At 67.7% G+C, this 23238-nt stretch carries 24 protein-coding genes; 6 read left to right on the top strand and 18 right to left on the bottom strand.

The genetic code is table 11. The features are described from left to right. Nucleotides 1-11: 11 nt before the first annotated feature. The gene (locus CTP10_RS12285; RefSeq protein WP_116320813.1) at nt 12-590 is read right to left on the bottom strand and encodes an AAA family ATPase; all 579 of its coding nucleotides are present in this window, start codon (nt 588-590) and stop codon (nt 12-14) included. A 133-nt stretch (nt 591-723) separates the two neighbouring features. On the opposite strand from CTP10_RS12285, the gene CTP10_RS12280 reads away from it, so the two are divergent. Then, a complete protein-coding gene (locus tag CTP10_RS12280; RefSeq protein ID WP_116320814.1) occupies nt 724-1164 on the top strand; it encodes a bacteriohemerythrin in 441 nt (146 codons plus the stop codon). A gap of 44 nt (nt 1165-1208) precedes the next feature. On the opposite strand, the gene CTP10_RS12275 is transcribed toward CTP10_RS12280, so the two are convergent. Continuing rightward, nucleotides 1209-1586 carry a cupin domain-containing protein gene (locus tag CTP10_RS12275; RefSeq protein ID WP_116320815.1) on the bottom strand — a complete coding sequence of 126 codons (378 nt, stop codon included), beginning with the start codon at nt 1584-1586 and terminating at the stop codon, nt 1209-1211. Between the two features lie 17 nt (nt 1587-1603). After that, on the bottom strand, nt 1604-2449 hold the full coding sequence (gene trxA / locus CTP10_RS12270) for a thioredoxin (protein WP_116320816.1): 846 nt from the start codon (nt 2447-2449) through the stop codon (nt 1604-1606). Nucleotides 2450-2638: 189 nt separating this feature from the next. Between trxA and CTP10_RS12265 the strand changes: the two genes are divergently transcribed. Next, on the top strand, nt 2639-4354 hold the full coding sequence (locus CTP10_RS12265; protein WP_116320817.1) for a long-chain fatty acid--CoA ligase: 1716 nt from the start codon (nt 2639-2641) through the stop codon (nt 4352-4354). A 68-nt stretch (nt 4355-4422) separates the two neighbouring features. Here the strand turns inward: CTP10_RS12265 and CTP10_RS12260 are convergent, their stop codons facing one another. Both CTP10_RS12260 and CTP10_RS12255 read right to left on the bottom strand, forming a co-directional pair. After that, the gene (locus tag CTP10_RS12260; RefSeq protein WP_116320818.1) at nt 4423-5223 is read right to left on the bottom strand and encodes an ankyrin repeat domain-containing protein; all 801 of its coding nucleotides are present in this window, start codon (nt 5221-5223) and stop codon (nt 4423-4425) included. A gap of 15 nt (nt 5224-5238) precedes the next feature. Then, nucleotides 5239-6003 (bottom strand): gamma-glutamylcyclotransferase, encoded by a 765-nt coding sequence (locus CTP10_RS12255; RefSeq protein WP_116320819.1) that lies wholly within the window; start codon nt 6001-6003, stop codon nt 5239-5241. 267 nt (nt 6004-6270) lie between these two features. Between CTP10_RS12255 and CTP10_RS12250 the strand changes: the two genes are divergently transcribed. Next, entirely contained in the window at nt 6271-6591 is a 321-nt protein-coding gene (locus tag CTP10_RS12250) for a hypothetical protein (protein ID WP_116320820.1), read from the top strand. A gap of 72 nt (nt 6592-6663) precedes the next feature. On the opposite strand, the gene CTP10_RS12245 is transcribed toward CTP10_RS12250, so the two are convergent. From CTP10_RS12245 to CTP10_RS12215, 7 genes are all read right to left on the bottom strand, one after another. Then, nucleotides 6664-7011 carry an FKBP-type peptidyl-prolyl cis-trans isomerase gene (locus CTP10_RS12245; RefSeq protein ID WP_116320821.1) on the bottom strand — a complete coding sequence of 116 codons (348 nt, stop codon included), beginning with the start codon at nt 7009-7011 and terminating at the stop codon, nt 6664-6666. Nucleotides 7012-7072: 61 nt separating this feature from the next. Beyond that, nucleotides 7073-7621: a YaeQ family protein gene (locus tag CTP10_RS12240; protein WP_116320822.1), complete on the bottom strand. Its 549-nt coding sequence runs from the start codon at nt 7619-7621 to the stop codon at nt 7073-7075. A gap of 136 nt (nt 7622-7757) precedes the next feature. Beyond that, the gene (locus tag CTP10_RS12235) at nt 7758-8066 is read right to left on the bottom strand and encodes a hypothetical protein (protein ID WP_116320823.1); all 309 of its coding nucleotides are present in this window, start codon (nt 8064-8066) and stop codon (nt 7758-7760) included. Between the two features lie 101 nt (nt 8067-8167). Continuing rightward, a complete protein-coding gene (locus CTP10_RS12230; protein WP_116320824.1) occupies nt 8168-8767 on the bottom strand; it encodes a YceI family protein in 600 nt (199 codons plus the stop codon). A gap of 3 nt (nt 8768-8770) precedes the next feature. Next, nucleotides 8771-9154, bottom strand: a complete 384-nt coding sequence (locus CTP10_RS12225) for an MAPEG family protein (protein ID WP_116320825.1) — start codon at nt 9152-9154, stop codon at nt 8771-8773. 73 nt (nt 9155-9227) lie between these two features. After that, the gene (locus CTP10_RS12220) at nt 9228-9464 is read right to left on the bottom strand and encodes an RNA-binding S4 domain-containing protein (RefSeq protein WP_116320826.1); all 237 of its coding nucleotides are present in this window, start codon (nt 9462-9464) and stop codon (nt 9228-9230) included. Beyond that, the gene (locus tag CTP10_RS12215; protein WP_116320827.1) at nt 9464-11221 is read right to left on the bottom strand and encodes a glutamine--tRNA ligase/YqeY domain fusion protein; all 1758 of its coding nucleotides are present in this window, start codon (nt 11219-11221) and stop codon (nt 9464-9466) included. Before CTP10_RS12215 ends, CTP10_RS12220 begins: the two co-directional genes overlap by 1 nt. Before the next feature lie 256 nt (nt 11222-11477). Between CTP10_RS12215 and CTP10_RS12210 the strand changes: the two genes are divergently transcribed. Continuing rightward, nucleotides 11478-12914 carry a CoA transferase gene (locus CTP10_RS12210; protein ID WP_116320828.1) on the top strand — a complete coding sequence of 479 codons (1437 nt, stop codon included), beginning with the start codon at nt 11478-11480 and terminating at the stop codon, nt 12912-12914. Nucleotides 12915-12917: 3 nt separating this feature from the next. On the opposite strand, the gene CTP10_RS12205 is transcribed toward CTP10_RS12210, so the two are convergent. From CTP10_RS12205 to CTP10_RS12190, 4 genes are all read right to left on the bottom strand, one after another. After that, nucleotides 12918-13535 (bottom strand): pyridoxamine 5'-phosphate oxidase family protein, encoded by a 618-nt coding sequence (locus CTP10_RS12205; RefSeq protein WP_116320829.1) that lies wholly within the window; start codon nt 13533-13535, stop codon nt 12918-12920. Nucleotides 13536-13611: 76 nt separating this feature from the next. Continuing rightward, complete coding sequence (locus CTP10_RS12200; protein WP_116320830.1) at nt 13612-14472, bottom strand: PhzF family phenazine biosynthesis protein; 861 nt, start codon at nt 14470-14472, stop codon at nt 13612-13614. A gap of 169 nt (nt 14473-14641) precedes the next feature. Beyond that, nucleotides 14642-16267: a gamma-glutamyltransferase gene (gene ggt, locus CTP10_RS12195; RefSeq protein ID WP_116320831.1), complete on the bottom strand. Its 1626-nt coding sequence runs from the start codon at nt 16265-16267 to the stop codon at nt 14642-14644. A gap of 71 nt (nt 16268-16338) precedes the next feature. Next, on the bottom strand, nt 16339-17316 hold the full coding sequence (locus tag CTP10_RS12190; protein ID WP_116320832.1) for a Bug family tripartite tricarboxylate transporter substrate binding protein: 978 nt from the start codon (nt 17314-17316) through the stop codon (nt 16339-16341). Nucleotides 17317-17473: 157 nt separating this feature from the next. Here CTP10_RS12190 and CTP10_RS12185 point away from each other — a divergent pair, with 157 nt between their 5' ends. Beyond that, complete coding sequence (locus tag CTP10_RS12185) at nt 17474-18358, top strand: LysR substrate-binding domain-containing protein (protein ID WP_116320833.1); 885 nt, start codon at nt 17474-17476, stop codon at nt 18356-18358. 348 nt (nt 18359-18706) lie between these two features. Next, complete coding sequence (katG, locus tag CTP10_RS12180; RefSeq protein ID WP_116320834.1) at nt 18707-20971, top strand: catalase/peroxidase HPI; 2265 nt, start codon at nt 18707-18709, stop codon at nt 20969-20971. A gap of 107 nt (nt 20972-21078) precedes the next feature. Here katG and CTP10_RS12175 read toward each other — a convergent pair whose 3' ends face one another. Beyond that, nucleotides 21079-21552 (bottom strand): aminoacyl-tRNA deacylase, encoded by a 474-nt coding sequence (locus CTP10_RS12175; protein WP_116320922.1) that lies wholly within the window; start codon nt 21550-21552, stop codon nt 21079-21081. Nucleotides 21553-21727: 175 nt separating this feature from the next. After that, entirely contained in the window at nt 21728-23230 is a 1503-nt protein-coding gene (locus CTP10_RS12170; RefSeq protein WP_116320835.1) for a tripartite tricarboxylate transporter permease, read from the bottom strand. Nucleotides 23231-23238: the final 8 nt, after the last annotated feature.

Genomic DNA, 23238 nt, shown 5'->3' with positions numbered 1-23238 from the left:
CCGCCCCTCGCTCAGGCGCTCAACGCGCGCAGCAGGCCGTCGACCTCGGCCTCGCCCGGCGCCAGGTTGTCGAAGAAAATCAGTTCCGGATACTCGTCCGCGCCCGGCATGAAGCGCCGCGTGCGGTACGCTTCCCAGTGCTGCAGCTTGTAGGCGTCGTTAGGGTTGCCGCGCCGGATGATGCGCGCGTGCGCCTCGTCTTCCGGCAGGTGCACCCAGACGATCCGGACGGTGGTCCCTTGCGGCACCTGCAGCCATTCCGGATCGTTCAGCAGGTGCGCGCGGATCTCGCGTGACAGCGGGCCGATCACCAGCACGCTGATACCCAGCATCAGGTTCTCGCGCGCGGTGTCGAGCAGCCCCTGGTATTCAGGATCGCGCAGGTTGTCCAGGTAGGCCGGGCTGTCGCGATCGTTGGGGTCACCGGTGATGGCGGCCATGGCGGCGGCGCTGTAGCGGCCGTACAGCGTGTCCTTGTCGAGCAGGCAGAAGGGCTCCCCGGTGGCCTGCATCAATGGGCCGATCAGGCGGTGGGCGAGGCTGGTCTTGCCGGTGCCGGCATGGCCGCAGAAGAAGATCAGTCGTGGCATGGTGGGCGTTGGGCAGAGAGGTGGCGAGCGGGGCGCATACCCCACAGCATACCCGCCCGGCTTGCGCGAGATCAGGTCCGGACCGCGGCGATTCGGTATCCTTGCCGTTTCCTCACGATTGCCGCCGCTCCCCATGGACGCCAACGACCAGCTTTCCTCCGCCGGCCTGCCCGAAGACCTCCATCTTGGCGAACCGGTCACCGATGCCACCCACGCCGAGTTCGTGCAACTGCTGGCCGCCGTGGCCAGCGCGGACGATGCCGGTTTCCTGGCTGCGATGGACGAGTGGATCGACCATACGCGCCATCATTTCGCGCAGGAAGAGCAGTGGATGGAGGCGATGGGTTTCGGCCCGCGCCATTGCCACGGGGGCGAGCACAAGCAGGTGCTGGCCGTGGCCGCAGCGGTGCGCGACAAGGTCCACACCGACGGCGAATTCGGGCTCGGGCGCCGGCTGGTGGCCGAGCTGTCAGGCTGGTTCGACCATCACGTCAGGTCGATGGACGCGATGATGGTCGAACATATGCGCGAGAACGGCTTCACGCTGGTGGAAGGGCCGGCCGCGGCGGCCTGAAGCTCGCTTGAAGCCCGCTTGAAGCGCGCCGAAGCCCGCCCGGCTCAGGCCGGCCGCGCCGCGTCGCGGTCGATCACCACGAAATACTTGCGCACCGGCTCCAGCACCTGGAACACGCCGGTGAACCCCGCCGGGATCACGCAGGCGTCGCCCGGGCCGAATTCGCTGGCCTCGCCGGACTCGTCGCTGATGCGGATGCGGCCGCTGATCACATGGAAGAACTCTTCCTTGCCCGCCGGGAAGGCGATGCGCCACGCGCCGGGCTCGCAGGCCCAGATGCCGCAATCGAAATCGCCGTGTTCGGCGCTGTAGTGCGTCCAGGTGGTGCGGTCGGGGTTGCCCGACACCAGCCGGTCGGCCCGCGGGCGGTCGTGGGTCGGGGCGGGTACGGACCTGAAATCGATCAGGCGGGGCGTGGTCATGGCGATCGGCTCCCCGCTTAGTTCAGCGACGTGCTGAGCTGCCGGCGCCAGCGCGACACCACGTCCGGCCGGTCGGCCAGCATCTCGAATACCGACAGCATGGTCTTGCGGCCGATATCGTCTTCAAAGCCGCGGTCGGTGCGCACGATTTCCAGCAATTGCTCCAGCGCCGGCTCGTATTGCTGGTGCGCGATCATCAGCCGCGCCAGGTCCAGCCGGGCCGCCAGGTCGCGGGGGTCGGCGTCGATGCGGCCGGTGAGGGTGGCCTCATCGGGCAGCCCGGCGGCGCTTTCCATGGCTTCGATGCGCGTGCGCAGTGCGCCGTAGCCATCTTCGTGCTCGGCGCGGGCCGACAGCGCCGCGAATTCTGCCTTGGCCCGGTCGACGGCGCTGCCGTCCAGCAGGAAGCCGATATAGGCCAGCCGCGGGGCGTCGGAGTCCGGCTCCTGGGCGATGGCTTCAGCGAAGAGGGTTTCCGCGCCGTCGCGGTTGCCGGCGGCGGCCAGTTCCTGTGCCTCGTCCAGCGGCGACCTGGCCTGGCCCGGCGCCAGCCGGTCCAGGAACTCGCGCAGCCCCGATTCCGGCAGCACGCCGGTGAACTGGTCCACGGCCTGGCCGTCGGCGATCGCCACCACATGGGGGATGCTGCGCACGCCAAAGTGCGCGGCCAGTTCCTGGTTCTCGTCGACATTGACCTTGACCAGCTTCCAGCGGCCTTCCGCTTCCGCCTCCAGCCGTTCAAGCATCGGCCCCAGCGTGCGGCAGGGGCCGCACCACGGTGCCCAGAAGTCGACCAGCACCGGCGCCTGGCGCGAGGCGTCGATCACTTCGGTCTCGAAATTCTGCAGGGTGACGTCGCTCATGGGAAATCCTGGAAAGAGGCGGGTATCCCTCTATTGTGAGGGCGAAGGCGCCAAATACAACGGCCGCGCGCTGCAGGCGCCTGCCGGCGTTCGGGAAAGTCATCGGTTGAAAATAGAACGATCGTTCAGTTATAGTCATTGACCATACCGACAGACCCGGTCCCAAGACCGACGCACAGGAGACGTTTCATGCAGAACCCCGCCCGCCCGCATTTCCAGTTCTGGCCAAAGCGCTTGCCGACTGCCATCGTGCTGCCTGAAACGTCGCTCTGGTACAACCTGGAAGCGTCGGCGCACCGCTATGCCGACAAGGCGGCGATCCGCTATTTCGGCAACGCCGTCACCTTCCGCGAACTCGAAGCGCAGGCCACCGCGCTGGCCGGGTGGCTGCAGCAGAAGGCGGGCGTGAAGAAGGGCGACCGGGTGCTGCTGTACATGCAAAACTGCCCGCAGTTCATCATCAGCTACTACGCCATCCTGCGCGCCGATGCGGTGGTGGTGCCGGTCAACCCGATGAACCGCGCCGAGGAATTCAAGCATTACGTCACCGATGCGCAGGCGCGCGTGGCGATCTTCACCGCCGACCTGGCCGCCGGAGTCGAGCAGGCACAGGCCGAGCTGGCGCCGGCCGAGCGCCTGCAGCACCTGCTCGTGACCCAGTATGCCGACGCGCTGCCGCCCACCCATGAACACCCGGAAGACGCGCCGCCGGCCTGGCTGACTACGCCGCATCCGCTGCCCACGGGCGCCACCGCGTGGCCCGAGGCGCTGGGCGCCGGCATGGAGCCCGGCCCGCACACCGCCGGCCCGGACGACCTGGCGGTGATGCCCTACACCTCCGGCACCACCGGCTTCCCCAAGGGTTGCATCCATACGCACCGCTCGGTCATGCACAACATCGTCGGCGGCGCGACCTGGTCTGGCTCGGGCGCCGAGTCGGTGATCCTTTCGGTGCTGCCGCTGTTCCACGTCACCGGCATGCAGTACGGCATGAACGGCCCGATCTACAGCGGCGCCACCGTGGTGATGCTGCCGCGCTGGGACCGCGAGGTGGCCGGCCGCCTGATCTCGCGCTGCCAGGTCACGCACTGGACCAATATCCCGACCATGGTGATCGACTTCCTGGCCAGCCCCAACCTGGCGCAGTTCGACCTGTCGAGCCTGCGCTATATCGGCGGCGGCGGCGCGGCCATGCCGCAGGCCGTGGCCGAGCGCCTGCGCGAGCAGTTCGGGCTGCACTACCTGGAAGGCTACGGCCTGTCCGAGACCATGGCGCCGACGCACAGCAACCCGTCGGACCGGCCCAAGCTGCAGTGCCTGGGCGTGCCGACCTTCAATACCGATGCGCGCGTGATCGACCCGGTCACGCTCAAGGAACTGCCGCCCAACGAGATCGGCGAGATCATCGTCAGCGGCCCGCAGGTGTTCAAGGGCTACTGGGGCAAGGAAGACGCCACGCGCGAGGCCTTTATCGAGTTCGAGGGCAAGAGCTTCTTCCGCACCGGCGACCTCGGGCGGATGGACGAGGAGGGCTATTACTTCATCACCGACCGCCTCAAGCGCATGATCAATGCGTCGGGCTTCAAGGTGTGGCCGGCCGAGGTGGAGAACCTGCTGTACAAGCACCCCGACGTGCAGGAGGCCTGCATTATCGGCACGCGCGATCCGTACCGCGGCGAGACCGTCAAGGCGGTGGTGGTGCTGCGCGCCCATGCCAAGGGCAAGACCACGCCGGACGAGGTCATCGAATGGGCCAAGGAGAACATGGCCGCGTACAAGTATCCGCGGGTGGTGGAGTTCGTTGAGGCGCTGCCCAAGTCGGGGACCGGCAAGGTGATGTGGCGGCAGCTGCAGGAGAGCGAGAACGCGCGGAATGCAGGAGAACAGAAGCCCGCAGCGGCCTGATCCACGCTGCCGGCCTATGCCCGCGGCGGGTTCCCATCGCAAAGGGAACCGCGCGGGGCAAGGCCGGCTCAATGCCCCCGCACCCGCATCAACATCTTCACCATCGTCTTGTACCCGCGTTCGCGGGCGTGGCGCGTCGGCGTCACGCCTTCGCGGTCGGCCAGGTTGGCGTCGGCTCCGGCGTCCAGCAGCAGCTGCACCGTTTCCTCGTAGCGCGTGCTGCCATCGCCCAGCACCACAGCTTCCAGCAGTGCCGTCCAGCCAAGGTTGTTGACGTGGTCAACGGCGACACCTGCTTTCAGCAGCAGCTTCACCACTTCCACATGCCCTTGCTGGCTCGCGGCGATCAGCGCGGTGCCATCGTAGCGGTCGGTGCTGCCCAGGTCCGCGCCGTGCGCCAGCGCTAGCCGGACAATCTCGGCCTGCCCACTGGCGGCGGCCAGCAGGAAGGGGCTGTTGGCGTCGGCATCCTTGTGGTTCACGTCCGCGCCGGCCAGCATCAGCATCCGCGCGACGTCGACGTGGCGGGTCTGCACGGCGGCCAGCAACGCGCTGCGTCCGCGTTCATCGGCCGCGCGCGCGGTGGCGCCCGCGGCCAGCAGGCGCGCCACCATGTCCTGGTCGCCGATGCTGGCGGCGGTGATCAGGTTGCGGTCGAGTGCGCTGATGCCATCGCTGCGCAGCGGCACGTGCGCGGTGCTGCGCGGGGCGCGGGCGGCGCCAGGCTGGCTGGCTGAACCGGCGCCGGGGCGCGCCGCCAGCGTCTGCCCGCCTTGCGCCGCCAGCAGGCTGCCCCCGACCAGCAGGCCCATCAGGCCCAGCATCTCATTGAGTGCCTGTCTGCGGGTGCGGGCGGCGGCGCGCGTCATGGCGGGCTCCTTGGCTCAGACGGTTTCGTGAGGGTTGCTGGCCGCCAAGGGCGACGTTGCGCAAGCGCGTTCGGCATCGGCGGCATCGTCCGCCTGGAGCTGGCGCCACAGCCGGCCCAGGTAGGGATCGTCGACGCCGTTGGTGGCCAGCCCCAGCAGGGTTTGCTGCAGGTATTCGCGCGCCGGGCCATACAGCCCGGCGGCGTGGCGCAGCCGTTCGACCACGCTGGTGTCCGGCAGCCGGCCGGCGTAGGACTCGTGCGCGCGGTTCATGACGAAGGCCAGGGCGCGTTGCTCCGGGCCCTCGCCGCTTTCGCCGCCCTCGCAGCCCTCACCGGTGCGGATGCGCAGCCAGCGTGGGTGGTAGGCGCCGGTCAGCATCTCGCGGCGCCACAGCACGCGGAATTCCTGCTCGACCACGTGGCTGGGGATGCGGAACACCATGCCGTGGCAGCAGCCGCCGCGATCCAGGCCGAGCACCAGTCCCGGGTTGTCCCAGGTGCCGCGGTTGATACGGGAGTAGAGGTAGAAGCCACGATGGTAGCCATGCACGGTCGCGCGCCGGCGCTCGGTGTGCACCACCATCGGGTTCCATATCAGGGAGCCATAGCCGAACACCCAGACATCGCCGCCGAGCGCGGCATCGTCGGGCTTGCAAGCCAGCGCGTCGCAGAGGGACTGCTCCAGCACGTGTTCGGGCAACAGCGAGGACGCGACCGGGGTACTGCACAGCGAGGTGCGCAGCCGGTCGGATTCGAGGTCCTGTCGCGTAATGGCCATGCTGCAAGCATAAATCAAAGCTGCGTCCCGGGCAGGTGGGGGAAATGACATAAGTGCCAGTTTTTCCCGGAAATGTCCGAGTCTGCGGCGCCGGTGTGGGCGCCTGACAACGGTTGCCGCCGCGTGGCGGCCTTGCCACCCGGCATGGAGCAGGACCGATGCGTGCCCGCGCACGCTTGTCCGCGGTCAGCCCGGGGCGTTTTGCTGGCCCGCGGTGGCGGGCAGTCTTTACAATGGGAGCCTCAATCCGACCAGGAGGAACCTGCGATGGCGCGTACGCTTACGGTGGTGTTCGGCAGCGGCAAGGAATATGACTTCACGATCGGCGCGGACGAACTTGCCGCGGTCAGCGAGGATGCGGCGTGGCGCTGGTTCGACCGGGAGTACACCGAGCTGGATTGCCAGGCGTCGAGCCCGGTTGGCAAGGTGCTGGTGATCGACAAGATCCTGAATGTCGCCAAGTTTTCCGGAGAATCGCGCTTCTCCGGCGATCCTGCCTGGGCGCAGGACTATGCGCGCCATGCGGCGCGGCTGCTGGACCGCGACAAGGTCCGGGTCGATGTCGGCAACGCCGCCATCGGGTTCTGAGTTGGGTTCCGGGGCGCGCACGGCGCGCCCCACGATGTCGCTCCCGCCAGCGCGGGAGCGACTCGGCGGCAATCAGACCGCCAGCAGTTCCACTTCAAACAGCAGCGTCGCGTTCGGCGGGATCACGCCGCCGGCGCCGCGCGCACCATAGCCGAGGTCGGCCGGAATCACCAGGCGACGCACGCCGCCGACCTTCATGCCCTGCACGCCTTCGTCCCAGCCGCGGATCACATGGCCGGCGCCCAGCGGGAACACGAACGGGTCGTTGCGGTCCTTGCTCGAATCGAACTTGCGGCCGGCCTGGCCGTTTTCGTACAGCCAGCCGGTGTAGTGCACGGTGACGTGCTTGCCGGCGGTGGCTTCGGTGCCGGAACCGACGGTGGTGTCTTCGTATTGCAGGCCAGAGGGCGTGGTTTGCATGGTGATTTCCTTCCGATGAGGACAGACGGGATGAATCGGGAGCGCAGCGCGGGCGCTGCGCTCAGCCTTGGGCGCGCTGCAGCACGTCCAGTTGCAGTTGCACGTTGCGGTCGTCGTCGGCGACCCAGATGTCGCCATCCTGGATCGTCACCGACAGGCGCATCGCGCGCTGCGCCAGCGCCGCGAGCGCGTCGACCGCTTCCGTCGGGACATTGTAGACGGTGACGTTGCGCAGCTTGCCGGCCTTGCCCGCCATGCCTTTCCACCACTCGCGCGCGCTGGCGCCACTGTAGGTGTAGACGGTCACGCGCTCGGCGCGGGCGGCGGCGCGCTTCAGGCGCGCTTCGTCGGGCTGGCCCAGCTCGACCCAATGTTCGATGTCGCCGGTCAGGCGCTTGTCCCACAGGTCGGGCTCGTCAGGCTCGTCCAGACCGCGGGTAAAGGCCAGCGTCTCGGTGGCCTCGCAGGCAAAGGCGAGCAGGCGCACCATCATGCGCGCGTCGTTCTCGGACGGATGCTGGGCGATGGTGAGGGCGTGGCTGCCGTAGTAGGGCCGGTCCATGTCGGAGACGGCCAGTTCGGCTTTGAAGATGGTGGACTTGAGCGCCATGAGGTGAAGTGTGCGGCTGCGTCCGGCGCGGCGGCGCGGAGCGCGAAAGGCCGCATCATACGCGATTCGGCGGCGCCGCCGTACGCGCGAAGGTGGGGCAAGGCGGGCCAGCCGGCACTCGGCGCCGGCCGGGAGCTTAGCGCTTGCGGTATTCCTTCAGGTAGAAGCGCAGCAGTGCCGACAGCAGCAGCGTGCTCAGGAAGCCGGCTGCCACCACCAAGGCCTGGCCGGCGTCGGACTCGAGCTGGCCGGCCACACCGAGGCGGAACAGCCACGTTCCGACCATCATGGCCAGGAACGGCATCAGCAGGGCGCCGCGGCCATAGGTACGCACCGCCCACAGCGGGAAGCGGCGCAGGAAGTCGCCGGGGATGCTGCACAGCAGGCAGGCGCCAGCGGCGGCCAGGGCGGCCGCCACGATGTCGCCGGAATGGATCTCGAACATGGTCTCTGTCTCGCGTTGCCGCGCACGCGGCGGGCGTGGCAGGGATTTCGGCAAAGCGCTGATTCTACAAGAGAAATCGGTCCTGAAGGTGACGCGTCGGGCTAGCGCGGGGCGCTGCTCGCCGGCGATGCCTCGACCGCCACATGGAGCGTCACGATGTCGCCCGCCTCGGGCAGGAAACGGGTCATGCCGAAGGCACTACGCGGCACTTCCACGCGGAAGTCGCCGCCACACACCTGCCGCGCCACACCGAACAGCGAAACCTCGCCGCAGCGGAAACGCTCGGCCTGCAGCCGGACCGGGAGAGTGACGCCGTGCAGGCTCAGCTCGCCCTCTACCGCCACGAGCCGGCCGCCGTCGCTGATAAAGCGATCGGCGCGCAGCCGCGCCAGGGGAAACTGCGCGACATCGAAGAACTGTGCCGAGCGCAGCACCCCGTCCAGCGTGCGGTTGTTGGTGTCGACCGAGGCCAGGTCGACGGTCACGTCGACCGCGCCGGCGCCGCTGTCGGCGTCATACACGATGCGGCCGTCGATCTTGCCGAAGCGCCCGCGCACCGAACTGCGCTCGAAATGGCTGGCGGCGAAATAGACGGAGGTGTGGACCGGGTCGAGGACGTACTCGACCGGCGCGGCCCTGGCGCTGATGCTGCCTGGCAGCGCGATCGCAACAGCGGCCAGGAGAGGGGCGGGTGTTGCCATGGCTCAGTGCACGAACACCGGCAGCAGGAATATCCCCACCACCGTCAGGTATCCGATGGTCCAGCACAGCGTGCGCAGCGTGGCTCGGTCGGTCAGGTAGCACACGGTGTAGAGGATGCGGGTGAGGATGAAGACCATCGACAGTTCGTCGATGCGCGCCTGCGGCGCCTGAAGATAGCTGGCGGTGAGCACCGCCGCGGCAAAGAACGGAAAGGCCTCGAAGTGGTTGCGGTGCGCCATGTCGGCGCGGCGCGCCCGGCCAGATTGCCGGTCGAGCCAGCCGCGCGGGTCATGGTTGTCGAAACCCGGTCCGCTGGCCTTGGCAATGGCTACCGTGGCGAGCGGCAGCACGCCGGCCAGCAAGACGCACCAGAACGCGATCGGCATGGTTCCCGTCCTCTCCGTTGCAGTGCCGGAGCGGCCGCGGCGGCTGCGGCAGCCACTGCGGCCGGTAGCGCGGTCAGGCGGCGACCACGCGGATCTCGATGCCTGTCAGGCCCACCACCTGCCCGGCACGAATCTTCGCAGTCTTGCGCGATTCAGGCGCGCCGTCCACCGAGACTTCGCCGGCGGCGACCAGCGCCTTGCCGGCGCCGCCGCTGTCGCACACGCCAGCCAGCTTGAGCAGGTCGTTGAGGGCGATGAACTCGCCCTCGAGCGGGAAGGTGATGGTTTGTACCGAACTTGCCTTGCCCATCACTTGCCCCAGCTGTCCTTCAACCCGACGATGCGGTTGAAGACCGGCTTGCCTGGCTGCGAATCATTGCGGTCGGCCACGAAGTAGCCATGGCGCTCGAACTGGAAGCGGTCTTCCGGCTGTGCCTCGCGCAGGCCCGGCTCCAGGTAGGCGGTGATCACCTTCTTGGAATCCGGATTCAGTGCGTCCAGGAAGTTCTTGCCGCCCGCGTCCGGGTTGGGGTCGTTGAACAGGCGGTCGTACAGGCGCACCTCGGCCTCGTAGCCGTGCGCCGCGCTGACCCAGTGGATCACGCCCTTGACCTTGACGCTGTCTGCGCCCGGGGTGCCGCTCTTGGTGTCGGGCAGGTAGCTGGCATGCACGGCGATGACCTTGCCGTCGGCGTCTTTGTCCACGCCGGTGCACTCGACCACGTAGCCGTACTTCAGGCGCACCTTGTTGCCCGGGAACAGGCGGAAATAGCCCTTGGGCGGGGTCTCGTTGAAGTCCTCGCGCTCGATCCACAGTTCGCGCGACAGCGGGAACACACGCTTGCCCAGTTCCGGTTTCTTCGGATGGACCGGCGCCGAGCATTCCTCGCTCTGGCCTTCCGGGTAGTTGTCGATGATCAGCTTGAGCGGGTCCAGCACGGCCACGCCACGGGCGGCCCGGCCGTCCAGGTCGTCGCGCACCGAGCCTTCGAGCGTGCTCATGTCGATCCAGCTGTCGGCCTTGGCCACGCCGACGCGGTCGCAGAACAGCTGGATCGATTCCGGCGTATAGCCGCGGCGGCGCACGCCGACCAGCGTGGGCATGCGCGGATCGTCCCAGCCGTCGACGCGGTTCTCGTCGACCAGTTGCTTGAGCCTGCGCTTGCTGGTGATGGCGTAGGTCAGGTTCAGGCGCGCAAACTCATACTGGTGCGGCAGCGGGTCGCCGAACACGCCGGCGTCGCGCAGGTGCTCCAGCACCCAGTCGTACAGCGGGCGGTTGTTCTCGAACTCCAGCGTGCACAGCGAGTGCGAGATATTCTCCAGCGCGTCCGAGATGCAATGGGTGAAGTCGTACATCGGGTAGATGCACCACTTGTCGCCCGTGCGGTGGTGATGGGCGTGGCGAATGCGGTAGAGCACCGGGTCGCGCATCACGATGTTGGGCGCGGTCATGTCGATCTTCGCGCGCAGCACGTGCTCGCCGTCGCCGTACTTGCCGGCGCGCATGTCGCGGAACAGCTGCAGGTTTTCCTCGACGGTCCGGTCGCGGTAGGGCGACGGCTTGCCCGGCTCGGAGAAGTTGCCGCGGCTGGCGGCGATCTGCTCGGCCGACTGGCTGTCGATATAGGCGGCGCCGCGCTCGATCAGGGTCTCGGCAAAGGCGTAGAGCTGGTCGAAGTAGTCGCTGGCGTAGTACAGGTGCGGCTGCTTCTGGCCGTCCTTGCCCTCGCTGTCCCAGGAGAAACCGAGCCAGTGCACGGCGTCGATGATCGAATCGACGTATTCGGTGTCTTCCTTGACCGGGTTGGTGTCGTCGAAGCGCAGGTGGCAGCGGCCGCCGTAGTCGCGCGCCAGCCCGAAGTTCAGGCAGATGCTCTTGGCATGGCCGATATGCAGGTAGCCATTGGGCTCCGGCGGGAAGCGGGTGATGACGGTCGGCAGCGGCTCGCCCTGCTTGTCCTGGCGGCCGGCATAGGTGCCGGCGGCGAGGTCCTGGTCGATGATGCTCCGCAGGAAGTTGGAGGCGGCTGGGGTGCTGTCGGTAGGCTTGTTGTCGTGGCTCATGGTGGCGCCGGTTGGCCGGCCGGATATCGATCGACGTAGGGATCGATACTTGGCCGGTCGGGTCGTCAGATTGCGTGGCGGAATGCCAATACCGGGATTTTACCGTGCCGGCGGCGCCGCACGCCGTGAGCATCGGCTCATTTGTGGTCTTGTCCGTCGCCGGTCCCGATTGACCGCGCCGAAAGTGACGCGTCGGAGTAGCATGGAGACCCGTGCCGGCCGCGGCCGGCTGTCGTCCATCGCAGCAGGAACGCCCATGAACGCCCACCCCGATGCGGCACAAGTGCCGCCCATGCCCCTCGATGTTGTCGGCGCGCTGTGGCGCGATGCCGGGCTGCCGGCCGAGGCGCTGGCCCACCTGCGCCTGGACGGCGCCGAGCCGGTGCTGCCTTCAGGCTTTGCCGTGGGCACCGCGGCGCAGGCCAGCCTGGCCGCTTCGGCGCTCGCCGCGGCGGCGCTGTGGCAGGGACGCACCGGCCGCTGGCAGGAAGTCAGCGTCGACATGCGCCATGCCATCACCGAGTTCCGCAGCGAGCGCTACCTGCGCGTCGACGGAGGCCCCGCGCCCGAATTGTGGGACAAGATCGCCGGCATCTACCGCTGCGGCGACGGCCGCTGGGTCCGGCTGCACACCAACTTCCCGCATCACCGCGACGGCGTGCTGCGGCTGCTGGGCTGCGCCTATGAAAAGGCCGCGGTGCAGGCGGCGCTGGAAAAGTGGGAAGCCGAAACTTTCGAAACCGCCGCCTCCGACGCCGGCCTGGTGGTCGCCGCGCTGCGCAGCTTCGACGAATGGGACCAACACCCGCAGGCCGCGGCGCTGCGCGGCCTGCCGCCGGTAACGCTGGAGCGCATCGGCGATGCGCCGCCGCAGGCTTTGCCGACGCCGGCTTCCGCCGACGCGCAGCCGCTGTCGGGCGTGCGCGTGCTCGACTTCACCCGCATCATCGCCGGCCCGGTGGCGGGGCGCACCCTGGCCGCGCATGGCGCAGACGTGTTGCTGGTGACCGCCGCGCACCTGCCGTCGATCGCGCCGCTGGTGATCGACACCGGCCGCGGCAAGCGCAGTTGCCAGCTCGACCTGCGTGACCCCGACGACAAGCGCACGCTGCACAAGCTGCTGCATGGCGCCGACGTGATGGTGCAGGGCTACCGCCCCGGCGGCCTGGCGGAACTGGGCGTCGGCCCCGAGGCAGCGGCGCGGGCGCGGCCGGGCATCGTCTATGTGTCGCTGAGCGCGTATGGCCACGTCGGGCCGTGGGCGCACAAGCGCGGCTTCGATTCGCTGGTGCAGACCGCCACCGGCTTTAACCATGCGGAGGCCCAGGCGGCCGGCAGCGACACGCCGCGGCCGCTGCCGGCGCAAGTGCTTGACCACGCCGCGGGCTACCTGCTGGCATTCGGCGCGATGGCCGCGCTGCAGCGGCGCGCGGTGGAAGGCGGCAGCTGGCACGTGCGCGTGTCGCTGGCGCAGGTGGGACAGTGGCTGCGCGGGCTGGGGCGGGTGCCGGAGGGGCTGAAGGCGCCCGAGCAGAAGATCGACGATGTCGCCGACCTGCTTGAAGCGGTGCCATCCGGCTTTGGCATGCTGACCGTGGTGCGCCACGCCGCGCACCTGTCCGAGACGCCGGCGCGCTGGACGCTGCCGTCCGAGCCGCTCGGCACGCATGCGCCGGCGTGGCTGCCGCGCTAGCAGTTAGTAGAGCGTGTTACGTTGCCGCTCGGGCAGGTCGCGGTCATAGGCGGCGCCGTCGATCGCGTTCTGGCTCAGCGTGGCCAGGATCTCGCCATTGCTCGGCAGCGTCTGCCGCGCGACCTGCGCATCCGCCGCCCACAGGCGCGAGCGGATCAGCGCGCGGGCGCACTGGAAGAATATCGACTGCACCGTGATCACCAGCACCGTGGTCGGCGCCTTGCCGTCAACCACGCAGCGCGCGATCAGCGCCGGGTCGACGCTGATCTGCGCGGTGCCGTTGACGCGGATGGTCTCATTGACGCCGGGAATCACGAACAGCAGGCCCACGCGCGGATCGGCCACGATATTGCGCAGGCTGTCGATGCGGTTGTTGCCGCGCCGGTCGGGCAGCAGCAGCGTGCGTTCGTCCAGCACCTGCACGAAGCCGGGCGTGTCGCCGCGCGGCGAGCATTCGGCCCAGCCGTCGGCGACCGTCGACAGCAGGCACAACGGTGCGGCCTCGATAAAGGCGCGGTAGTGCGGATGCAGGTAGTCGACTTCCTTTGACAGCGACGGCGCCGCGGGCTGGGCGTAGAGCGCTTCCAGTTCGGCCAGGGAGGTGATGGCGTGCGAGGTCATGGCGGATCGGGGCGGTTGGCGGGCAAGCCCACAATGTAGCGCAGCCGGCGGGGCGGCATCGTGACGCTCTGTGCGCTCAGAGTGTCACGGTGCCGCGGCCGATCTCGAGCACGCGTCCGCCCACGCGGATGTCGCCGCCGGTGTCGACCGCCAAGCGCAGCCGGCACGGGCGGCCGACGGCCTCGCCCTGGTCGATGGCGTATTCGGCCGGCAGCGCGCGGCTGGTGGCCAGCAACCAGCCTCCGAGATTGGCGCAGGCCGAGCCCGTGCCGGGGTCCTCGGCCACGCCGCCGCCCTGCTTGGTGAAGAAATAGCGCGACAGCACGCGGCCAGGTTGCTCGGGATCGAAGGCGAACACGTAGGCGGTCTTGCGGCCCAGGCTGCTCTGCGGCCAGATGTCGAGGCGCGCGCTGTCGGGATTGGCGCGGCGCACGGCATCGGTGCTGCGCACGGCCACCAGCAGCTGGTCGGCGCCGGTGTCGACCCACATCGGCGAAACCAGCAGGTCGCTTTCCTGCAGGCCGAGCAGGCTTGCCATCTCGGCATCGGGCAGGCTGGCCGGGGCGGTCTTCGGCATGCCGCTGTGGGGCGCGGTGAAGGTCCAGACATCGCCCTGCGCCGTCACCGGGACCACGCCGGCGAGAAATTCCAGCATCAGCGTGTCGCTGGTGCCGGCCAGTTCGCGCACCACGTGCGCGGTGCCCAGAGTGGGGTGGCCGGCAAAACGCATCTCATAGCCGGGCGTGAAGATGCGCACGCGCGCGCTGGCGTTGTCCGACGGCAGGACAAAGGTGGTTTCCGACAGGTTGAACTGCAGCGCCAGCGCCTGCATGGTGGCTTCGTCCATGCCGCGCGCGTCTTCGAACACGCACAGGGGATTGCCGCCGAAGGTGGATTCGGCGAAGACGTTGAGCAGGCGGAAGGCGTAGGTGGGCATGGTGCAGGCTCCGGAGGCTTGTCGGGGAACCAGTGTACGGAGCCGTGGCGCCCGCGCCATGCACAGTTGCAGCGATCGCGAGCGGGCCAGTTGCGGGATGGGGGGGCGGAAAGCAAGAACGCCCCGTTCGGGGCGTTTTGCAGGTCGTTGGCAGTTCAGGCCGGCGGGCTCAGAACCCTACCGCCTGCCCGTCGCGCCGGCTGTCGCTGGCCGCCACGTACCCTTGCTCCGGATCGTCCGACAGGCGCCAGATGAACTGTCCCGAACCAAAGTCCATGTACGGGTCTTCCACCGACTTCAACTGGTGCCCGCGTGCCTTCAGCCCGTCGACCGTGGCCGGGTCCATGGTGCCCTCCACGTCCAGCGTGAAATCGCGGTTGACCTTCCAGCGCGGCGCGCAGCACGCGGCCTGCGGCTGCTGGTTGTAGTCCAGCATGCGCACCACCGTCTGCAGATGGCCCTGCGGCTGCATGTCGCCGCCCATCACGCCGAAGCTCATCACCGGGTGGCCACCCTTGGTCAGGAAGGCCGGGATGATGGTGTGGAACGGGCGCTTGCCGCCGGCCACCGCGTTGGCGGACTTGGGATCCATCGAGAAGCCCACCCCGCGGTTCTGCAGGCTGATGCCGGTGCCCGGCACCACCACGCCCGAGCCGAAGCCCATGTAGTTCGACTGGATGAACGAGACCATCATGCCGTTCTCGTCGGCGGCGGTCAGGTAGATGGTGCCGCCCACCTTGGGCATGCCGAAGTTGAAATGCGTGGCGCGCTGCATGTCGATCAGCTTGGCGCGCGATTTCAGGTACGCGTCATCCAGCATTTCTTCCGGCGTGACCTCCATGCTGCGAGGATCGGCCACGTAGCGGTACAGGTCGGCGAAGGCCAGCTTCATTGCTTCGATCTGCAGGTGCTGCGAATCGACCGAGTCCACCGGGATCGAGGCCATGTCGAACTGGCCGAGGATGCCCAGCGCCACCAGCGCGGCAATGCCCTGGCCATTGGGCGGGATCTCGTGCAGCTCGTAGCCGCGGTACGCCTGGCTGATCGGCTTGACCCAGTCGGGACGGTAGTTGCGCAGGTCGTCCAGCGTCATCGCGCCGCCGCACTGCTTGCTGAAGGCGGCGATCTTCTCGGCGATCTCGCCTTCGTAGTAGGCGCGGCCCTGGGTCTCGCCGATCTTGCGCAGCGTCTCGGCGGCGGCCTTCATGGTGAACTTCTCGCCGACCAGCGGCGCGCGGCCGTTGGGCATGAAGGTCTCGGCATAGCCGGGTTGGTCCTTCAGCTCCGGCACCGCGGCGGCCCACTTGTGCGCCACCACCGGCGGCACGGCGTAGCCGCGCTCGGCGATCTCGATCGCCGGCTCCATCAGGTCGGCGAAGGGCAGCTTGCCGAAGCGCTCGTGCATTGCGGCCCAGCCGGCGATCACGCCGGGCACCGTGACCGAGTCCCAGCCGCGGATCGGGCGGTTGGCCAGGCCGTTGGCATCGGTGCCGTACTTGTTCTTGTAATACTCCGGGTTCCAGGCGGCCGGGGCCACGCCGGAGGAGTTCAGCCCATGCAGTTCCTTGCCGTCCCACAGGATGGCGAAGGCATCGCTGCCCAGACCGCACGATACCGGCTCGACGATGGTGATCGCGGCCGCCGCGGCGATGGCCGCGTCGACGGCGTTGCCGCCCTTGAGCAGCATGCGCAGGCCGGCCTGCGCGGCCAGCGGGTGCGAGGTGGACACCACGTTGCGCGCAAACAGCGGGATGCGCACGGAGGGGTAGGGGTTGGTCCAGTTGAAGTTCTGCATGGCTTTGTCTGTCGTTTCAGGAGGCGGCCGGGCGGTTGTCGGCACCGGCCGCGTTGGCACTCGCCGCGCCGTTATTCTGCCGTGATCTTGCGATCCTTGATCAGCTTGCCCCAGCGGGCGCTGTCCTTCTTCACCATGGCGGCGAACTGCGCGGGCGTGCCGCCGACCGGCTCGGCGCCCAGCTTGCCCAGGCGTTCCTTGACTTCCGGCGACTGGATTGCCTTGTTGAATTCGGCATTCAGCCGGTTGACGATGTCCGCCGGCATGCCCTTGGGTCCGTAGATGCCGAACCACGTATCGGACTCAAAGCCGGGCAGCCCCGACTCGCTGGCCGTCGGGATCTCCGGTGCCAGTGGCGAGCGCTTCGCGCTGGTCACGGCCAGCGCCTTGAGCTTGCCGTCCTTCACGTGCGGCAGGCCCGAGACGATGCTGTCGAACAGCACCTGCACCTTGCCCGAAATCAGGTCTGGCACGGCCAGCGCTGTGCCGCGGTACGGGATATGGGTGATGAACACGCCGGCCTGCGCCTTGAAAGCCTCGGCGGTCAGGTGCACCACGGTGCCATTGCCGCTGGAGGCGTAGTTGAGCTCGCCGGGGTGCTTCTTGGCGTAGTCGACGAGCTCGCGCACGTTTTTCACCGGCAGGCTGTTCGGCACCACCAGCACATTGGTGGCGATCGCCACCTGGCCGACCGGGGTGAAGTCGGTGTCGGTGTTGTACGGCAGGCGGGTGTTGATGTACGGGCCGATCGAGTGCGTGCTGGTGGTCGCGATCAGCAGCGTGTAGCCGTCCGGCGCGGCCTTGGCCGCCATGTCCGAACCGATCGCGCCGCCGGCGCCCGGGCGGTTGTCGACCACGATCTGCTGGCCCATGTTGGCGCCCACTTTCTGCGCAATGGCACGCGCCAGCAAATCGGTCGCGCCGCTGGCCGGGAACGGCACGATCAGGCGGATCGGCTTGCTGGGAAAGTTGTCGGCCAGTGCGGGCGTGGCGGCCAGGCACATGCCGCAGGCAGCGGCGATGCCGGCGAGGCGCAGCCAGGATTTCATGCTTGTCTCCGGAGTCAGGCGAAAGGCGGGCAAAGATTGATGAGCCGGCTTAATTATTCCGTGGCGCGGTTCACAAAGAAAGCTAATATTTCTTGCCGATGTCACAAGAAAAATTTAAGTATCGGCGAACCCTCGCAACCCTTCTGCACGTGCACCGATGAGCACTATCCGATTCATCCGTACCTTCGTCACCGTGGCCGAACAAGGCTCCTTCGCCGCGGCCGCCGGCCAGGTGGCACTGACCCAGGCCGCCGTCAGCCTGCAGATGCGCGCGCTGGAAACCGAGTTGCGGCGCGAATTGTTCGACCGCAATGGCCGCGTCGCGGTGCTCAATGCAGATGGCCGCGCACTGTTGCCGCAGGCCCGGCGCCTGCTCGCGCTGTACGACGAGATGCGCCTGCCGCTGGCCTCGGACCAGGCCATGGCCGGTGCCGTGGCCGTGGGCGCGGTGGTGTCGGTGATGGGCGGCCTGTCGCACGCGGTGGCGCGCATGAAGCGCACCTACCCCGCGCTCGATGTGCGCCTGGTCGGCGCCAAGTCGATCGAACTGGCGGCACAGGTCGAGGCCGGCGAGCTCGACGCGGCGATCCTGGTCGAAGGGGCCACGCGCGTGCCCGGCACGCTGCGCTGGACGCCGTTGTACCAGGAGCCGCTGGTGGCGATCGCGGCACGTGGGAGCCCCGGCCATGATGCGCGCGAGGCGCTGGCCCAGAACCCCTACCTGCGCTTCGACCGCAGCCAGCGCACCGGCGTGCTGGTCGAGCGCGCGCTGCGCCGCGCGCACCTGAAGGTCAACGAGTTCCTGGAACTGAACGCCATCGAGGCGCTGGTCGAGCTGGTACGCCAGGAAGTCGGTGTGACCGTGGTGCCGCTGCTGCGGCGCGCGCGCTGGCACGACGACGAGGCACTGCGGATCCTGCCACTGCTGGTCCACGGCGAGCCGGTCATGCGCCACATCGGCATGCTGGAGCGGCGCGACCACGGGCGCGGCCAGGTAACGGCAGCGGTGCGAGCGGCGTGCAGCGAGCTGTTTGGCGCCTGAAGGAGGTCGCCCTGGAGCTATAAGCGCGATCTATCGGCCAGATAGACAGAATCGCATTCTCCTCAGGCCTTGCTGTGCATATATTTTGGTTGCGGACACCGCCGCGGAAGTCAGACAAGCGCGGCTTCGCCCTGGGCGCGCCCGGATCGTCATGCCGGTGCGCGCCCGCATGCGTCCGCGCACCGGCGGTATCCAGCCGTGTTGCGATGCAGAAAGATCCGGCGCAAGTGCCGGAGCGGGATCGTCGAAGTCAGACAAGAAACGAGCAATCGAGCAGACGAGCAAACGAGCGAACGCTGGCGATAACGCTGCATGCGTGTTCGGTACGTCCCCACAAGGAGAGAACGTATGTCTAACGAAGCAAAGTGTCCCTTCACGCATACCGCCGGCGGCGGTACGACCAATCGCGAGTGGTGGCCGAGGCAGTTGCGGCTGGACCTGCTCTCCCAGCATTCGGGCAAGTCCAACCCGCTGGGCACGGACTTCAATTACCGTAAAGCGTTCAAGGACCTGGACCTGGCCGCGGTGAAGAAGGATTTGGCGGCGCTGATGACCGACTCGCAGGACTGGTGGCCGGCGGACTTCGGCCACTATGGCCCGCTGTTCATCCGCATGGCGTGGCACGCCGCCGGCACCTATCGCATCGGCGACGGCCGCGGCGGCGCAGGGCGCGGCCAGCAGCGTTTCGCGCCGCTCAACAGCTGGCCGGACAACGTCAGCCTGGACAAGGCGCGCCGCCTGCTATGGCCGATCAAGCAGAAGTACGGCCAGAACATCTCGTGGGCCGACCTGCTGGTGCTGACCGGCAACGTCGCGCTGGAGACCATGGGCTTCAAGACCTTCGGCTTCGGTGGTGGCCGCGAAGACACCTGGGAACCTGACGGCGATGTGTACTGGGGCGATGAAAAGACCTGGCTCGGCGGTGACGTGCGCTACGGCAAGGGTGCCGCGGGCAAGTACGACGACGCCGGCGTGCTGGTTGCCGACGAGGACATGCATGGCGCCGAAGCCAGCCGTACCGACCACGGCCGCCACCTTGAAAACCCGCTGGCCGCCGTGCAGATGGGCCTGATCTACGTGAATCCGGAAGGCCCGGAGGGCAACCCGGACCCGCTTGCCGCGGCGCACGATATCCGCGAGACCTTCGCGCGCATGGCCATGAACGACGAAGAAACCGTCGCGCTGATCGCCGGCGGGCATGCCTTCGGCAAGACCCACGGTGCCGGACCGGCGGACAACGTCGGGGCCGAACCGGAAGGCGCGGATCTCGAACTGCAGGGCCTGGGCTGGTCGAGCAGCTTCGGCACCGGCAGGGGCGCCGATACCATCACCAGCGGGCTGGAGGTGACCTGGAGCAAGACGCCAACGCAATGGGGCAACAGCTACCTGGAAAACCTGTTCGGCCATGACTGGGAACCGACCAAGAGTCCCGCCGGCGCCAACCAGTGGGTGGCCAAGGATGGTGGCGAAACCATCCCGCATGCGTTCGATCCGTCGAAGAAGCTGCGGCCGACAATGCTGACCACGGACCTGTCGCTGCGTTTCGACCCCGAGTACGAGAAGATCTCGCGGCGCTTCCTGGAACATCCCGACCAGCTTACCGATGCCTTTGCCCGCGCCTGGTTCAAGCTGACCCACCGCGACATGGGCCCGCGCGCGCGCTACCTGGGCCCGGAAGTCCCGAAGGAAGACCTGCTCTGGCAGGATCCGGTGCCGGAGGCCGACCATCCGCTGGTCGGCGACCAGGATGTCGCCGCGCTGAAGCAGAAGGTGCTGGCTTCGGGCCTGCCGCTATCGCAGCTGGTGCAGACCGCCTGGGCGTCGGCATCGAGCTTCCGCGGTTCGGACAAGCGGGGCGGCGCCAATGGCGCCCGCATCCGGCTGGCGCCGCAAAAGGACTGGGCCGCGAATGAGCCCGAACAACTGGGCAAGGTACTCAAGGCGCTTGAAGGTATCCAGGCCGAGTTCAATGGCGCGCAGTCCGGCGGCAAGAAGATCTCGCTGGCGGACCTGATCGTGCTGGCCGGCGGCGCAGCCGTCGAGCAGGCGGCGCAGAAGGCGGGCCACAAGGTCACCGTGCCGTTCTCGCCGGGGCGCACGGATGCATCGCAGGAACAGACCGACGTCGAGGCGATGGCATCGCTGGAGCCGAAGGCGGACGGCTTCCGCAACTTCGTCAAGGCGAAGTACAGCATCCCGCCGGAGCACCTGCTGATCGACAAGGCGCAACTGCTGACACTGACCGTGCCCGAGATGACGGTACTGATCGGCGGCCTGCGCGTGCTGAACGTGCATACCGGCCCCGATGCGCATGGCGTCCTCACCGACCGGCCGGAAACGCTGACCAACGACTACTTCCGCAACCTGCTCGACATGGGTCTGGAGTGGAAGCCGCAGTCAGACGCGCGCGAGCTGTTCGAAGGGCGCGACCGGAAGACCGGAGCGAAGAAGTGGACCGGCACGCGTGTCGACCTGGTGTTCGGTTCGCACTCGCAGCTGCGGGCGCTTTGCGAGGTCTATGCCAGCGAGGATGCGCAGGATAAATTCGTCAGGGACTTCGTTGCGGCCTGGACCAAGGTGATGAACCTGGACCGCTTCGACCTGCTGGATTGACGCCTGCTGCCTGAGCGGCAGCGCGGCCCCGTCACGGTGTCATGCCGTGGCGGGGGCCGCGCAAAAAAACGGCCGGCATGCGCCGGCCGCCATGGTTTGGCTTTGCCCTACATCATCCTGTGCGCAAAGTGTCCGCGCTTTGCATCGACCATCAGCGACATGAACTCGTCGGTGCTCATGTGCACCAGTTCCTGGTGGTCGCCCGCTTCGAAATAGACATCGGCATGCGTCAGCAGGCTGTCGTCCAGCCAGGTCTGCGTGCCATACGCCATGCCGACGGGCGGGATCGCGCCGTGATCGCAGTCCCTGAACACTTCGCGCACGCCATCCTCATGCGCCAGCGACAGGTTGCGTCCGGTCTGCTCGCGGATTTCCGACAGTTTCAGGTGGTGCGTGGAAGGGATCACCGCGGCGACGTAGCCGCTGTCGTCTTCCAGCAGGACGGTCTTGGCCAGCCGGTCTCCGGGAATGTGTGCAGCGTGTGCAGTGGCCATGCTGCTCAGGCTGTAGGGGTGCCTAACGGTGTCGAACTGGCTGTGCTTGTTGCTCAGGCATTTCGCCAGCGTATTAGCCATGGTCATGATGTCAACCTCCGACGCGCTCATCGCGACAGTTGTCCGAGTGCTAATACTATAGGTCGCGGCGGGCCCGGCGGAGGCGGGTCGTTGCGTCAATTCCGGCAACAAAAAAAGGGCACCTTGCGGTGCCCCCAGTGTTGCATTGCGGGCCGGCCCGCAGGCCGGCGGCAAGTCCAGCTTATTCTTCCTGGAACGCTTCTTCGCGCTTGGCCTTGATCGACGGCAGCGCCACGATCACCACCAGCACCGCAGCGGCGATCAGCAGGCCCATCGACAGCGGGCGCGTCACGAACACGCTGAAGTCACCACGCGACAGCAGCAGCGAGCGGCGGAAGTTTTCTTCCATCATCGGTCCCAGCACGAAGCCGAGCAGCAGCGGAGCGGGTTCGCAGCGCAGCTTGATGAACAGGTAGCCGATCACGCCGAAGGCGGCGGTCTGGAACACGTCGAAGGTGGTGTTCTGGACCGAGTACACGCCGATGCAGCAGAAGGTCAGGATGGCCGGGTACAGGTAGCGGTAAGGCACCTTCAGCAGCTTCACCCAGATGCCGATCAGCGGCAGGTTCAGCACGATCAGCATCAGGTTGCCGATCCACATCGAGGCGATCAGGCCCCAGAACAGCGCCGGGTTGCTGGTCATCACCTGCGGGCCGGGCTGGATGTTGTGGATGGTCATCGCACCCACCATCAGCGCCATCACCGCGTTGGGCGGAATGCCCAGCGTCAGCAGCGGGATGAACGAGGTCTGCGAGGCTGCGTTGTTGGCCGATTCCGGACCCGCCACGCCTTCGATGGCGCCCTTGCCGAATTCCTGCGGGTACTTGGAGGTCTTCTTCTCCAGCGAGTACGCAGCGAACGAAGCCAGCGAGGCGCCGCCGCCCGGCAGGATACCCAGCGCCGAGCCCAGTGCCGTGCCACGGAGCACAGCCGGGATCATGCGCTTGAAGTCTTCCTTGGTCGGGAACAGGTTGGTGATGTGGTCAGTGAAGGTCTCGCGCTGCTCCTTCTGCTCCAGGTTGGCGATGATTTCAGCAAAGCCGAAGATACCCATTGCCACCGAGACGAAGTTCAGGCCGTCGGTCAGTTCCGGCACGTCGAACGAGAAGCGCGCGGCGCCCGAGTTCACGTCGGTACCCACCAGGCCCAGCAGCAGGCCCAGCACGATCATGGCGATCGCCTTGACCAGCGAACCCGAGGCCAGCACCACGGCCCCGATCAGGCCCAGCACCATCAGCGAGAAGTACTCGGCCGGGCCGAACTTGAAGGCCAGTTCCGACAGCGGCGCGGCAAAGGCGGCCAGGATCATGGTGGCCACGCAGCCAGCGAAGAACGAGCCCAGGCCCGCTGTCGCTAGCGCCACCCCCGCTCGCCCTCGTCTTGCCATCTGGTAGCCATCGATGGTTGTCACCACCGACGACGATTCACCCGGCAGGTTCACCAGAATGGCGGTGGTCGAACCGCCGTACTGGGCGCCGTAGTAGATGCCGGCCAGCATGATCAGCGCGGCCACCGGCGGCAGCGTGTAGGTCACCGGCAGCAGCATGGCGATGGTCGCCAGCGGCCCCAGTCCCGGCAGCACGCCGATCAGGGTACCCAGCACGCAGCCCAGGAAGGCGTAGGCCAGGTTCTGGAAGGTCAGGGCGGTGGAGAAGCCCAGGCCCAGGTTAGTGAGTAGTTCCATGTTGGCGG

The sequence above is a fragment of the Cupriavidus sp. P-10 genome, from assembly GCF_003402535.2.
Classification (GTDB): Bacteria; Pseudomonadota; Gammaproteobacteria; order Burkholderiales; family Burkholderiaceae; genus Cupriavidus.
The sequence above is the reverse complement of the archived record's forward strand: the minus strand, read 5'-3'. Positions and strand labels throughout refer to the sequence as shown.